The 14060-nt window shown below is 71.0% G+C and carries 8 protein-coding genes; 4 read left to right on the top strand and 4 right to left on the bottom strand.

What is annotated here, in order from left to right:
• The first annotated feature begins 40 nt into the window (after window positions 1-40).
• Window positions 41-1909, top strand: a complete 1869-nt coding sequence (gene lepA / locus LN251_RS07570) for a translation elongation factor 4 (RefSeq protein ID WP_458243711.1) — start codon at window positions 41-43, stop codon at window positions 1907-1909.
• A 278-nt stretch (window positions 1910-2187) separates the two neighbouring features.
• A complete protein-coding gene (locus tag LN251_RS07565) occupies window positions 2188-4062 on the top strand; it encodes an AMP-dependent synthetase/ligase (RefSeq protein ID WP_458243710.1) in 1875 nt (624 codons plus the stop codon).
• A 324-nt stretch (window positions 4063-4386) separates the two neighbouring features.
• Here LN251_RS07565 and LN251_RS07560 read toward each other — a convergent pair whose 3' ends face one another.
• Window positions 4387-4941, bottom strand: coding sequence for a response regulator (locus LN251_RS07560; protein ID WP_458243709.1), 555 nt, complete (start codon window positions 4939-4941; stop codon window positions 4387-4389).
• 12 nt (window positions 4942-4953) lie between these two features.
• Window positions 4954-9126: a HAMP domain-containing protein gene (locus tag LN251_RS07555; RefSeq protein WP_458243708.1), complete on the bottom strand. Its 4173-nt coding sequence runs from the start codon at window positions 9124-9126 to the stop codon at window positions 4954-4956.
• A 102-nt stretch (window positions 9127-9228) separates the two neighbouring features.
• Here LN251_RS07555 and LN251_RS07550 point away from each other — a divergent pair, with 102 nt between their 5' ends.
• Together LN251_RS07550 and hemW are read left to right on the top strand one after the other, a co-directional pair.
• Window positions 9229-11130 (top strand): SpoIIE family protein phosphatase, encoded by a 1902-nt coding sequence (locus LN251_RS07550; protein ID WP_458243707.1) that lies wholly within the window; start codon window positions 9229-9231, stop codon window positions 11128-11130.
• Window positions 11131-11161: 31 nt separating this feature from the next.
• Window positions 11162-12394, top strand: coding sequence for a radical SAM family heme chaperone HemW (gene hemW / locus LN251_RS07545; RefSeq protein ID WP_458243706.1), 1233 nt, complete (start codon window positions 11162-11164; stop codon window positions 12392-12394).
• 12 nt (window positions 12395-12406) lie between these two features.
• Here the strand turns inward: hemW and LN251_RS07540 are convergent, their stop codons facing one another.
• Both LN251_RS07540 and LN251_RS07535 read right to left on the bottom strand, forming a co-directional pair.
• Complete coding sequence (locus LN251_RS07540) at window positions 12407-13216, bottom strand: DUF3097 domain-containing protein (protein WP_458243705.1); 810 nt, start codon at window positions 13214-13216, stop codon at window positions 12407-12409.
• A gap of 31 nt (window positions 13217-13247) precedes the next feature.
• On the bottom strand, window positions 13248-13979 hold the full coding sequence (locus tag LN251_RS07535) for an MBL fold metallo-hydrolase (RefSeq protein WP_458243704.1): 732 nt from the start codon (window positions 13977-13979) through the stop codon (window positions 13248-13250).
• Between the last annotated feature and the right edge of the window lie 81 nt (window positions 13980-14060).

Genomic DNA, 14060 nt, shown 5'->3' with positions numbered 1-14060 from the left:
CGACCCGAGGCATAAGGCGCCTCAAGAGACAGGACCCTGCGTGCCCGCGACCCCTAACAATGTGCCCGAGCCGAGCCGTACCGACCCGGCTCTGATCCGCAATTTCTGCATCATCGCGCACATCGACCACGGCAAGTCCACGCTCGCCGACCGGATGCTCCAGCTGACCGGCGTCGTCGAGCAGCGCCAGATGCGTGCCCAGTACCTCGACCGCATGGACATCGAGCGCGAGCGCGGCATCACGATCAAGTCCCAGGCGGTGCGGTTGCCGTGGGCCCCGACCCACGACAAGAGCAACACGCACATCCTCAACATGATCGACACCCCGGGGCACGTCGACTTCACCTACGAGGTCTCGCGGTCGCTCGCCGCCTGCGAGGGGACCATCCTCCTCGTCGACGCCGCCCAGGGCATCGAGGCGCAGACCCTCGCCAACCTCTACCTGGCGATGGAGAACGACCTCACGATCATCCCCGTGCTCAACAAGATCGACCTGCCGGCCGCGCAGCCCGAGAAGTTCGCCGAGGAGCTCGCCAACCTGGTCGGCTGCGACCCCGCCGACGTGCTCAGGGTCTCCGCCAAGACCGGTGTCGGCGTCGACGCGCTGCTCGACAAGGTGGTGGCGGAGATCCCGGCGCCGGTGGGCGTCGCGGACGCCCCGGCCCGCGCCATGATCTTCGACTCGGTCTACGACTCCTACCGCGGCGTCGTGACGTACGTCCGTGTCATCGACGGCCAGCTCAACAAGCGCGAGCGCATCAAGATGATGTCGACCGGCGCCACCCACGAGCTGCTGGAGATCGGTACGAACTCGCCGGAGATGCTGGCCGCCGACGGCCTCGGCGTCGGTGAGGTGGGCTACCTCATCACCGGTGTGAAGGACGTGCGGCAGTCCAAGGTCGGTGACACCGTCACCAGCCAGGCGAAGGGCGCGACCGAGGCGCTCGGCGGCTACAAGGACCCCAAGCCCATGGTCTTCTCGGGGCTGTATCCGCTGGACGGCTCGGACTACCCGGAGCTGCGCGAGGCCCTCGACAAGCTCCAGCTCAACGACGCCGCGCTCGTCTACGAGCCGGAGACCTCTGCGGCCCTCGGCTTCGGTTTCCGCGTCGGTTTCCTGGGGCTGCTGCACCTGGACGTGATCCGGGAGCGGCTGGAGCGCGAGTTCGGGCTCGACCTGATCGCGACCGCGCCGAACGTGGTCTACCGGGTCGTGATGGAGGACGGCAGCGAGCACATCGTCACCAACCCGAGCGAGTTCCCCGAGGGGAAGATCAACGAGGTGTACGAGCCCGTCGTACGGGCCACGATCCTCGCGCCGACCGAGTTCATCGGTTCGATCATGGAGCTGTGCCAGACCCGGCGCGGCACCCTTCTCGGCATGGACTACCTGTCCGAGGACCGCGTCGAGATCCGTTACACGCTGCCGCTCGCGGAGATCGTCTTCGACTTCTTCGACCAGCTGAAGTCCAAGACCCGCGGCTACGCCTCGCTGGACTACGAGCCCACGGGCGAGCAGACCTCCAGCCTGGTCAAGGTCGACATCCTGCTGCACGGCGACAAGGTGGACGCCTTCTCCGCGATCACGCACAAGGACGCGGCCTACGCCTACGGTGTGCGGCTCGTCGCCAAGCTGCGCGAGCTCATCCCGCGGCAGGCCTTCGAGGTGCCCATCCAGGCCGCCATCGGCTCCCGGGTCATCGCCCGCGAGACCATCCGCGCCATCCGCAAGGACGTCCTCGCCAAGTGCTACGGCGGTGACATCTCCCGTAAGCGGAAGCTGCTGGAGAAGCAGAAGGAGGGCAAGAAGCGGATGAAGATGGTGGGTTCAGTGGAGGTTCCGCAGGAGGCCTTCATCGCCGTGCTGAGCAGCGATGACAGCGCGGGGTCGGCCAAGAGCAAGAAGTAACCACGGGTAACCGAGGCTCACGTCCGCAAACCGGGCACAACAGGGGCCCGTCGTGCGAAAGCGTGACGGGCCCTACGCGTGCGTAGGGTCGCTCTCTGTAGGAAGTGACAGGCCGTGGCCCCTTACGAACCGGCCGGTCGGGCTCTACCCTGATCTCTGCTCGATGGTTACTCGCGAGTTAAACAACGGCTCGCGAGCGAGCCAGCCGTAGTCAGACCGCCGCAGTCAATACCGCCGCTTTTGAGCCAGCCGCACAGTCGCGGGCCCCGGAGGATGTCGTGAGCGACACACAGACCCTGATCGAGAACCGTCCGCCGAGCGTGGCGAACCTCTTCCTGGAGCGCGCCGCGGCCACCCCGGACGCGGAGGCCTACCGCTATCCCGTGCCCCCGGCCTCGGGTCAGGGCCCGGACGAGTGGAAGTCGCTGACCTGGGCCGAGGCGGCCGAGCAGGTGTACGCGATCGCCGCCGGCCTGATCGAGCTGGGCGTACAGCCCGAGCAGCGTGTCGCGCTCGCGTCCTCCACCCGCGTGGAGTGGCTGCTGGCCGACCTGGGCATCATGTGCGCCGGAGCGGCGACCACCACGGTCTACCCGCAGACCAACGCCGAGGAGTCGGCGTTCATCCTCTCCGACTCCGAGAGCCGCGTGCTGATCGCCGAGGACGCGGCCCAGCTCGCCAAGGTCGTCGAGAAGCGCGCCGAGCTGCCCGCCCTCACGCACGTCGTCGTGATCGACGCCGCGGGCGTGGAGACCGGTGACTGGATCCTCACCCTCGCCGAGCTGGAGGCCCGGGGCGCCGCGCGGCTGGAGAAGGACCCCGAGCTGATCAGGGAGCGGGTCGGTTCCATCACCAGGGACCAGCTCGCGACGCTGATCTACACCTCCGGCACCACGGGCCGCCCCAAGGGTGTGCGGCTCGCGCACGACAGCTGGTCGTACATGGCGAAGGCGATCTCCGCGACCGGCCTGGTCGGACCGGACGACGTGCAGTACCTGTGGCTGCCGCTCGCCCACGTCTTCGGCAAGGTGCTCACCTCCGGGCAGATCGAGGTCGGCCACGTCACCGCCGTGGACGGCCGCGTCGACAAGATCATCGAGAATCTGCCGGTCGTGCAGCCGACGTACATGGCCGCCGTGCCGCGGATCTTCGAGAAGGTCTACAACGGGGTCGCCGCGAAGGCCCGCGCGGGCGGCGGCGCCAAGTACAAGATCTTCCAGTGGGCCGCGGAGGTCGCCCGCGAGTACGCGAAGGTCGCCCAGGACAACTTCCGGCGCACCGGGACGGCCTCGGTGCCGTTCGCGCTGGGCGCCAAGCACAAGGCGGCCGACGCGCTGGTGTACGCCAAGATTCGGGAGGCGTTCGGCGGGAACCTGCGGGCCTGCGTCTCCGGTTCGGCGGCGCTCGCGCCCGAGATCGGCTACTTCTTCTCCGGTGCCGGCATCCACATCCTCGAGGGGTACGGCCTGACGGAGTCCTCCGCGGCCTCCTTCGTCAACCCGGGCGAGGCCTACCGCACCGGCACGGTCGGCAAGCCGCTGCTCGGCACGGAGGTGCGCATCGCGGAGGACGGCGAGATCCTGCTGCGCAGCCCCGGCATCATGCAGGGCTACCACGGGCTCCCCGAGAAGACCGCCGAGGTGCTGGAAGCCGACGGCTGGTTCCACACCGGCGACATCGGCGAGCTCTCGCCCGACGGGTACCTGCGCATCACCGACCGCAAGAAGGACCTCATCAAGACGTCCGGCGGCAAGTACATCGCGCCCGCCGAGGTCGAGGGACAGTTCAAGGCGGTGTGCCCGTACGTGTCCAACATCCTGGTGCACGGCGCCGACCGGAACTTCTGCACGGCACTGATCGCGCTGGACGAGCCGTCGATCCTGGAGTGGGCCAAGGAGAACGGCCTGGAGGGTAAGTCCTACGCCGATGTCGTCGCCGCGCCGGCCACGGTCTCCATGGTCGAGGGCTACGTCAAGGAGCTCAACGCGGGCCTGCAGAAGTGGCAGACCATCAAGAAGTTTCGCCTCCTGCCGCGCGACCTCGACGTCGAGCACGGCGAGATCACCCCGAGCCTGAAGCTGAAGCGCCCGGTGGTCGAGCGGGAGTACAAGCACCTGATCGACGAGATGTACGCGGGCACGCGCGAGGCGTAGGTCTGCGGCTGTGCGCCGCTGTGGTGGGACAGCGGGCGGTGTCCGTGCCTCTGCTGGGGGTGCGGGGGTCGCCCCCCGCGGTGATGCGGCCAAGCACTTGGTCGACGAGATGTACGCGGGCACGCGCGAGGCGTAGGTCTGCGGCTGTGCGCCGCTGTGGTGGGACAGTGGGCGGTGTCCGTGCCTCTGCTGGGGGTGCGGGGGTCGCCCCCCCCCGCGGTGATGCGGCCAGGCATCTGGTCGACGAGATGTACGCGGGCACGCGCGAGGCGTGAAGCGGCGTACCCCGCGCGAGGCGTAGGGCGGCAGCCCCCCGTATCCGCCTCACATCGGGTGGGTGCCGGGGAACAGGCGGCGTAGCTCCCGGATCTGGGCGTGCAGGCGGTCCAGGTCCGGGGGGTGGTCCGCCGTGAACTCCTCCTCCAGTTCGGCCAGCCGCCGGCCGAGCTGGCCGTGCAGCCGCTCCAGTTGCTGGTTCTTGCGGTGCAGGTCCAGGAAGACGGTGACCTTGGCCCGTAACACCCAGGGGTCGAACGGCTTGGTCAGATAGTCCGCCGCCCCGGTGGCGTAGCCGCGGAAGGCGTAGCCGGAGTCGTCGTCCGCGCCGGTCAGGAAGATGATCGGGACGTCCTTGGTCTGGTCGAGCCGTTTGATGTTGGCGGCCGTCTCGAAGCCGTCCATGCCCGGCATCCGGACGTCGAGCAGGACCAGGGCGAACCGCTGCCGCAGCAGCGCCTTCATCGCCTCCTCGCCCGAACGGGCCCGTACCAGCGGCTCGTTGAGGGACCCCAGGACGGCCTCCAGCGCGATCAGGTTGTCCTCCATGTCGTCGACGAGGAGGATGCTGGCGCGCTCGTGGGTCGCTGCCTCAGGGCTCATGGTGACCGTGCCTCATTCGGTTTCGGGTGTCGGTGCGGCCGCCGCCTCCTCGGGGCCGGCCTGTTCCGCGTCCCGCGCGCGCTCGGGATCCAGCAGACCGCAGACGACGGTCAGCAGCTGGTCGACGTCCACCGGCTTCGGTACGTAGTCGTTCGCGCCCCGCGCGATGGACTTCTCCCGGTCGCCGGGCATCGCCTTCGCGGTGAGCGCGACGATCGGCAGTCCGGTCCAGCGCGGGGCGCTGCGGATGGCGGAGATCGTCTCGTAGCCGTCCATCTCCGGCATCATGATGTCCATCAGGACCAGTTCGACGTCCGGGTTGCGTTCCAGGGTCTCGATGCCCTCGCGGCCGTTCTCCGCGTACAGCACCGGCATGCCGACGCGGCCGAGGACATGGGTGAGGGCGAAGACGTTGCGGATGTCGTCGTCGACGATCAGCACGCGCCGTCCCGGCAGGACCTGACCGGCGCGGCCCGCCTTCCAGGCCTCCAACTTGGTGAGGGCGGGCCAGGAGTCGTCCACGTCGTGCGTGGTCGTGAACGGCTCGGCCGCGAGCTGCTCGGGCACCGGCAGCGGACGGTTCTCGGCGACCGGTCCCGTCGCCGGGTGACCGGGGCTGACGACGGGGACGTAGAGCGTGAAGGTGGAGCCCTCGCCGGGTTCGCTCTCGGCGACGATCCGGCCGCCGAGCAGGCCCGCGATCTCCCGGCTGATGGACAGGCCGAGGCCGGTGCCGCCGTACTTGCGGTTGGTGGTGCCGTCGGCCTGCTGGAACGCCTCGAAGATCACCGGGAGTTTCTCCGGCGCGATGCCGATGCCGGTGTCGGAGACCGCGAAGGCGATCACCTGATCGCTGCCCTGGACTCCCCCACTCTCGGCTTCGCTCGAGCGGGGGGACGCCCCTCGGTGCTCGGGGTCCTGCACCCTGTTGACCCGCAGCTCCACCCGGCCGCTCGCGGTGAACTTGATCGCGTTGGAGAGCAGGTTGCGCAGGATCTGCTGCAGGCGCTGCTCGTCCGAGTACATCTCGCGCGGCACGTCCTCGCCGACCGCCACCTCGAAGGCGAGCCCGCGGTCCAGGGTGAGCGGGCGGAAGGTGGCGTGGACGTAGTCCAGGAGCTTGATCAGCGGCAGCTTCTTCGGGCGTACGTCCATCCGGCCGGCCTCGATCTTCGACAGGTCAAGGATGTCGTTGATCAGCTGCAGCAGGTCGGAGCCGGAGCGGTGGATCGTCGTCGCGAACTGCACCTCCTGGTCCGAGAGATGGCCGTCGGGGTTGTCCGACAGCAGACGGGCCAGGATCAGCAGGGAGTTGAGCGGGGTGCGCAGCTCGTGCGACATGTTGGCCAGGAACTCCGACTTGTACTGCGAACTGGTGGCCAGCAGGGCGGCCTTCTCCTCCAGTTCGGCGTTCGAGCGCTGCAACTCGGCCTGTTGCTTCTGCAGTTCGTCGGAGCGCTCCTGCAACTGCATCGCCAGCCGCTGGGACTCGCCGAGCAGGGACTCGGTGCGGGAGTTGGCGATGATGGTGTTGATCGCCACGCCGATGGTGTTCACGAACTGGTCGAAGAACGCCAGGTGGACGTCGGAGAAGCGGGAGAACGACGCGAGTTCGATCACGCCGAGGAGCTTGTCCTCGAAGAGGATCGGGATGATCACGACACTGGTCGGGGCCGCCTCGCCGAGACCGCTGTTGATCTTGATGTAGTCCGGCGGGGCCTCCTCCACCAGGATCCGCTTCTTCTCGCGGGCCGCCTGGCGTACCAGGCCGTGCACCGGCAGGCCGCCGGTCTCGACGGTCGCCCCCTGCGCCGAGCCGTAGCCGGCGATGAACGCCAGCCCCTTCGCGGGGACGGTGGCCCGGATCGACGCCCCGTCCTCGTCCGGGTCGGCCAGGAAGAACGCGCCGTACTGGGCGTTCACGAGGGGGGTCAGCTCCCGCAGGATGAGGTCGGCGACCTCCATCAGGTCCCGGTGGCCCTGCATCAGGGCCGCGAGGCGGGCGAGGTTGGATTCCAGCCAGTCCTTGGCGCGGGTCGTCTCGCGCAGGTTGGCCACCATCAGGTTGATGTTGTCCTTGAGCTCGGCGACCTCGCCCTGCGTCTCCACGGTGATCGAGCGGGACATGTCGCCCTGGGCCACCGCGGAGGCCACCTCGGCGATGGCGCGGACCTGGGTGGTCAGGTTCGACGCCAGTTCGTTCACGTTGGTCGTCAGGCGCTTCCAGGTGCCGTACACGCCCTCGACCCGTGCCTGGCCGCCGAGTTGGCCCTCCGAGCCCACCTCGCGGGCGACGCGGGTGACCTCCGAGGAGAAGGAGGAGAGCGTGTCGACCATGGTGTTGATGGCGGTCTTCAGTTCCAGGATCTCGCCGCGCGCGTCCACGTCGATCTTCTTCGACAGGTCGCCGTTGGCCACGGCGGTCGTCACCTGGGCGATGTTGCGGACCTGCGAAGTGAGGTTGTCCGCCATGTAGTTGACGTTGTCGGTCAGGTCCCGCCAGACGCCGGAGACCCCCAGCACCTGGGCGCGTCCGCCCAGCCGGCCGTCGGTGCCGACCTCGCGGGCCACGCGGGTCACCTCGTCGGCGAAGGCGCGCAGCTGCTCCACCATCGTGTTGACGGTGTCCTTCAGCTCCAGGATCTCGCCGCGCGCGTCGACGGTGATCTTCTTCGACAGGTCGCCGTTGGCGACGGCGGTCGTCACCTGGGCGATGTTGCGCACCTGCGAGGTCAGGTTCAGCGCCATGAAGTTGACGTTGTCGGTGAGGTCCTTCCAGACGCCGGAGACGCCGCGCACCTGCGCCTGGCCGCCGAGGTTGCCCTCGGTGCCGACCTCGCGGGCCACGCGGGTGACCTCGTCGGCGAAGGCGGAGAGCTGGTCCACCATCGTGTTGATGGTCGACTTCAGCTCCAGGATCTCGCCCTTCGCCTCCACCGTGATCTTCTTGCCGAGGTCCCCCTGGGCGACGGCCGTCGACACCAGGGCGATGTTGCGGACCTGCGAAGTGAGGTTGTCCGCCATGAAGTTGACGTTGTCGGTGAGGTCCTTCCAGACGCCGGAGACGCCGCGCACCTGCGCCCGGCCGCCGAGGTTGCCCTCGGTGCCGACCTCGCGGGCGACCCTCGTGACCTCGTCGGCGAAGGCGGAGAGCTGGTCCACCATCGTGTTGATGGTCGACTTCAGCTCCAGGATCTCGCCCTTCGCGTCGACGGTGATCTTCTGCGACAGGTCGCCGTTGGCCACGGCGGTCGTCACCTGGGCGATGTTGCGGACCTGCGAAGTGAGGTTCGACGCCATGAAGTTGACGTTGTCCGTGAGGTCCTTCCAGACCCCGGAGACCCCGCGCACCTGCGCCCGGCCGCCCAGCTGGCCCTCGGTGCCGACCTCGCGGGCGACCCTCGTGACCTCGTCGGCGAAGGCGGAGAGCTGGTCCACCATCGTGTTCACGGTGAGCTTCAGCTCCAGCAGCTCGCCGGTCGCCTCGACCGTCACCGTACGGGTCAGGTCGCCGCGCGCCACCGCCGTCGTCACCAGGGCGATGTCCCGCACCTGAGCGGTCAGCCGGGCGGCCATGGTGTTGACCGCCTCGGTCACGTCCCGCCAACTCCCGGACAGGCCCTGCACCTTGGCCCGCCCACCGAGCCGCCCCTCGGTGCCCACCTCGCGCGCGACCCGGGTCACCTCGCCGGTGAACAGCGACAGCTGGTCGACCATCTTGTTCACGGCCCGGCCCAGCCGCCGCAGGTCACCCCTGAGCTGCCGGTTGCCGTCGTGCAGATCGACCCGCTGCGTCAGATCGCCCCCGGCCACCGCGTCCAGCACCCGGGTCGCGTTCGCGGCCGGGGCCACCAGGGCGTCCAGCAACTGGTTGACGTCGGTCACCCGGGTGGCCCAGGCCCCCTGCCCCGGGCTCGCCGACAGCCGCTCGTCGAGCCGGCCGTGCCGCACCAGCTCCCGCTTGACCCGCTGCACCTCGCGATTGAAGTGCATGTTGCGGTCCGCGATCTGGTTGAAGACGGCGGTCAGTTCGGCCACCATGCCGTGCCCCGTCTCGGGGACCTTCGTGAAGTCGCCGTCCCGGGCCGCCGTCATCGCCGCGAGCAGCGGGCGCAGCTCCGATGCTCGGACTTGTTCGCATTCCTGCCCGTCTTCGAGCGAACGCATAGCACTGTTCTCACTCATGGCGGCCCACTTCGGTAACTCGGCGCTTATGGGCGTGGTCAGTCTGTCACTCTGTCCGTATCGACCGAGGCGTATTCGTCCGAACTGCTCGGGGAGCTGGACATGGGGGCCGTTCCGATCCAACGGAAGACCGCCGCCCTCGACGCGCCCGCGCACGGGGAGGCGCGCGAAGGCGCGCGGGCGCGGGCGCACGCCACCCTGCCCGGAAGCTCCGTCGCGCCAGGATCCGCCCGCGCGCTCGTACGCGCCGCCTTCGCCCGGTGGACGGAGGACGGACTGCCCGGCGCCGACCGCCTCACCGACCGGCTCGCCGAGGACGCGCTGCTCGTCGTCAGCGAGCTCGTCACCAACGCCGTCGTGCACGCCGGCACCGACGTGCACGTGACCTGCCGACTGGAGGAGACCGCCGGCACCCTCCTCATCGAGGTCCGCGACCAGCACCCCTCCCGGCCGCCCCGCGGCACGGACACCGAACCCGCGCGCGGGACGCACGAGTACGGCCGCGGACTGCGCCTGGTCGCCCAGCTCGCCGAGTCCTGGGGCGTCACCTACGGCAGAGGCGCCAAGACGGTGTGGGCACGGCTGCCGGCCGAGGAGGACACGGCCGACGACAGCGGCGCGGTGGAGTACGGCCTCGACGTCGCCGGCTTCCTCGCCCCCGACCCCCGGCGGGCCGAACACGACGCGGACTGGCTCAACCGCGGCGCCCTGTCCTTCCTCGCCGAGGCCTCCGACCTGCTCGCCGGGCAGCTCGACGAGAACCTGATCGCCGCCCTCACCGGACAGCTGATCGTGCCGCGGCTGGCCGACTGGTGCGCCGTATGGCTGGAGGACGAGGTGATGGGCCGCTGGGAGACCCTCGACCCCGGACCGCCGCCTCACCAGGGCGGCGGCACCGGTCCACGGCTGGCCCGCGTCTGGCACGGCAGCGAGAACCGCATCGAGGAACTGCGCCGGGTGCTGGAGAAGGACCCGCCGTCCCCGCCCGGAGCCCTGCAGTCCGGGCCCGTCGCCCACCCCTGGCCGGCCGAGGCCCTCGACCCGCGCGACGCCCACGGCGCGGCGCTCGCCTACCGCCTGATCGCCGGCGGCCGCCCGCTCGGCACCCTCGTCATCGGCCGCGCCGGAGTCCTGCACTTCCCCGACGAGGTCACCGGGCTCGTCGAGGACCTCAGCCGCCGGGTGGCGCTCGCCGTCGGCACGGCCCGCCAGTACGCCCGCCAGGCCACCATCAGCAAGGTCCTGCAGCGCGGCCTGCTGCCCGCCGCCGTCGCCGAGATCCCCGGCGTGCGCAGCGCCCTCGTCTACGAACCGTGCGACAAGGGCGGCCCCAGCGGCGACTTCTACGACCTCTTCCCGGCCGGCGACGGCCGCTGGTGCTTCGCCGTCGGCGACGTCCAGGGCAAGGGCCCCGAGGCCGCCGTCGTCATCGGCCTGGCCCGCCCCTGGCTGCGGCTGCTGGCCCGCGAGGGCTACGGCGTCGCCGGCGTCCTGGACCGCCTCAACCGGCTCCTCCTCGACGACGCGACAGAGGCCGCGGACGCGGCGGCCCGGGCCCTGGTACAGCCGGTCGGCCCCGCCGACGGCCCGCAGACCCGCTTCCTGTCCCTCCTCTACGGCGAGCTGACCCCCTTCGACGGCGGGGTCCGCTGCACCCTCGCCTCCGCCGGACACCCGCTGCCGCTGCTCCTCGGGGCCGACGGGGACGTGCGTACGGCCGCCCGGCCGCAGACCCTCCTCGGCGTCGTCGAGGACGAGACGTACACCAGCGAGAGCTTCGCGCTCGGCCCCGGCGACAGCCTGCTGTGCGTCACCGACGGCGTCACCGAGCGCCGCTCCGGCTCCGCCCAGTTCGACGACGCCGACGGCCTCGCCGCCGCGCTGGCCGGCTGCGCGGGCCTGAGCGCCGAGCTGATCGCGGAGCGCATCAGCCGCCTGGTGCACGAATTCGGCGGGCGGCCGCCCGAGGACGACCTGGCGCTGCTGGTGCTGCAGGCGGAGTGAGCAACCGTGCCGGTACGGGACAATGGAAGGCATGCCTTCCGCACTCCCCGACGGCGAGCCGGTCCCCGCCGACGGCGCACTGCCCGCGTCCGCACTCGCCGGGGCCGCCGACCGCCCCCTCGGCTTCTACCTGCACGTGCCGTACTGCGCCACCCGCTGCGGCTACTGCGACTTCAACACCTACACCGCCACCGAGCTGCGCGGCACGGGCGGAGTCCTCGCCTCCCGGGAGAACTACGCCGACACCCTGATCGACGAGATCCGCCTGGCCCGCAAGGTCCTGGGCGACGACCCGCGGCAGGTCCGCACGGTCTTCGTCGGCGGCGGCACCCCGACCCTGCTGGCCGCCGGCGACCTCGTACGGATGCTCGCCGCGATCCGCGACGAGTTCGGGCTCGCGGCGGACGCCGAGGTCACCACGGAGGCCAACCCCGAGTCGGTCGACCCCGCCTACCTCACCGCCCTCCGCGAGGGCGGCTTCAACCGGATCTCCTTCGGCATGCAGAGCGCCCGCCAGCACGTGCTGAAGGTCCTGGACCGCACCCACACCCCCGGCCGCCCCGAGGCGTGCGTGGCGGAGGCGCGGGCGGCCGGCTTCGAGCACGTCAACCTGGACCTGATCTACGGCACCCCGGGCGAGTCCGACGACGACTGGCGGGCGTCCCTGGAGGCGGCGATCGGCGCGGGCCCGGACCACGTGTCGGCGTACGCGCTGATCGTCGAGGAGGGCACGCAGCTGGCCCGCCGCATCCGGCGCGGTGAGGTCCCGATGACCGACGACGACGTCCACGCCGACCGCTACCTGATCGCGGAGGACGTCCTGTCGGGCGCGGGCTTCGACTGGTACGAGGTCTCCAACTGGGCGACCTCACAAGCCGCCCGCTGCCTGCACAACGAGCTGTACTGGCGCGGCGCCGACTGGTGGGGCGCGGGCCCCGGAGCGCACTCGCACGTCGGCGGGGTGCGCTGGTGGAACGTGAAGCACCCCGGCGCCTACGCGGCGGCCCTGGCGGCGGGGAAGTCCCCGGGGGCGGGCCGCGAGGTGCTCTCGGAGGAGGACCGGCGGGTGGAGCGCGTCCTGCTGGAGCTGCGCCTGCGCGACGGGGTGCCGCTGGACCTGCTGAAGCCGGCCGGGCTCGCGGCCGCGCGCCGGGCCCTGTCCGACGGACTGCTGCGGCAGGACCCGTACGAGGAGGGCCGGGCCGTGCTGACCCTGCGGGGGCGGCTGCTGGCGGACGCGGTGGTCAGGGACCTGGTCGACTGACCGCCGCGGGGGTCACTCCGGGGCCGTGACGAAGTCGATCAGTTCCTCGACGCGGCCCAGCAGCTCCGGCTCCAGGTCCTTGTAGGAACCCACCCGCTTCAGGATCGCCTGCCACACGGCGCCGGTGTTCTCCGACGGCCAGCCCAGCGCCCGGCACACGCCGGTCTTCCAGTCCTGGCCGTGCGGGACGCGCGGCCACGCCTCGATGCCCAGGGACGACGGCTTCACCGCCTCCCAGATGTCGATGTAGGGATGCCCGACGACCAGCGCGTGCTCGCTGGTCACCTCCTGGGCGATCCGCCACTCCTTCGTGCCCGGCACCAGGTGGTCCACCAGGACGCCCAGCCGCGCGTCCGGCCCCGGCGCGAACTCGGCCACGATCGACGGCAGGTCGTCCACGCCCTCCAGGTACTCCACGACCACGCCCTCGATGCGCAGGTCGTCGCCCCAGACCTTCTCCACCAGCTCGGCGTCGTGCCGGCCCTCGACGTAGATCCGCCCGGCGCGGGCCACGCGCGCGCGTGCGTTGGGGACGGCGACCGAGCCGGACGCCGTGCGAGCGGGACGTACGGGCGCGCCGCCGGCCGGGCGGACGAGCGTCACCACCCGGCCCTCCAGCAGGAAACCGCGCGGCTCCATCGGGAACACCCGGTGCTTGCCGAAGCGGTCCTCCAGGGTCACCGTGCCCGCCTCGCAGCGGATCACCGCGCCGCAGAAACCGGTACCGGCCTCCTCGACCACCAGACCGGGCTCCGCCGGGACCTCGGGAGCCGGCTTCGGCTTCTTCCAGGGAGGGGTCAGGTCGGCGGAGTACTGGCGCATTCGAACGACGATAGGAGAAGACCCGCGGCGATCACCGCGACACGCCGAAACGCGCCGCCAGCGCGTCCCGCTGCGCCCTTACGAACCCCGCGTCCACCACCGCTCCGTGACCGGGCACGTACAGCGCGTCCTCGCCGCCCAGGTCGAGCAGACGGTCGAGGGCGGCGGGCCAGTGCGAGGGCACGGCGTCGGGACCCGCCTGGGGCTCGCCGGACTCCTCGACCAGATCGCCGCAGAAGACGACCTCGGGGGAGCCGGGCACCAGGACGGCGAGGTCGTGCGCGGTGTGCCCGGGCCCCACGTTCGCCAGCAGCACCTGCCGGTCGCCGCCCAGGTCCAGGGTCCACTCGCCGGAGACGTGATGGCGGGGTGGGACCAGCGAGTCCACCGCCTCCTCGGCCACGCGCGCGTCCAGCCCGTTGCGCACCGCGTCCTCGCGCAGCGCCTCGCGCGCGTGCCGGGCGCCGAGCAGCGCGTCCACGCCCACCGCGCCGTACACCTCGGCGCCCGCGAACGCCGCCGCACCGAAGACATGGTCGAAATGCGGGTGGGTCAGCGCGAGATGGGTCACACGGTGCCCGGCCAGTTCCCCGGCCTGGGAACGCAGCAGCGCGCCCTCCGCGAGGCTCGATCCCGCGTCGATCACCAGGGCCGTGGCGTCCCCGACGACCAGCCCCGCCGTGCAGTCCCAGCCGGGCAGCCGGCACCGGCCGACCCCGGCCGCCACCCGCTCCCACCCGAGCTCTTCCCAAGTCACCGTCATACCGCGACGCTAGGGCCTGTCCGGCGGATCAGGTCGGCTTCGGGACACGGCGCGTCCCGGCCCAGACCCCGCGACGCCGAG

This window comes from Streptomyces sp. MAI_2237 (assembly GCF_054189285.1).
The sequence above is the reverse complement of the archived record's forward strand: the minus strand, read 5'-3'. Positions and strand labels throughout refer to the sequence as shown.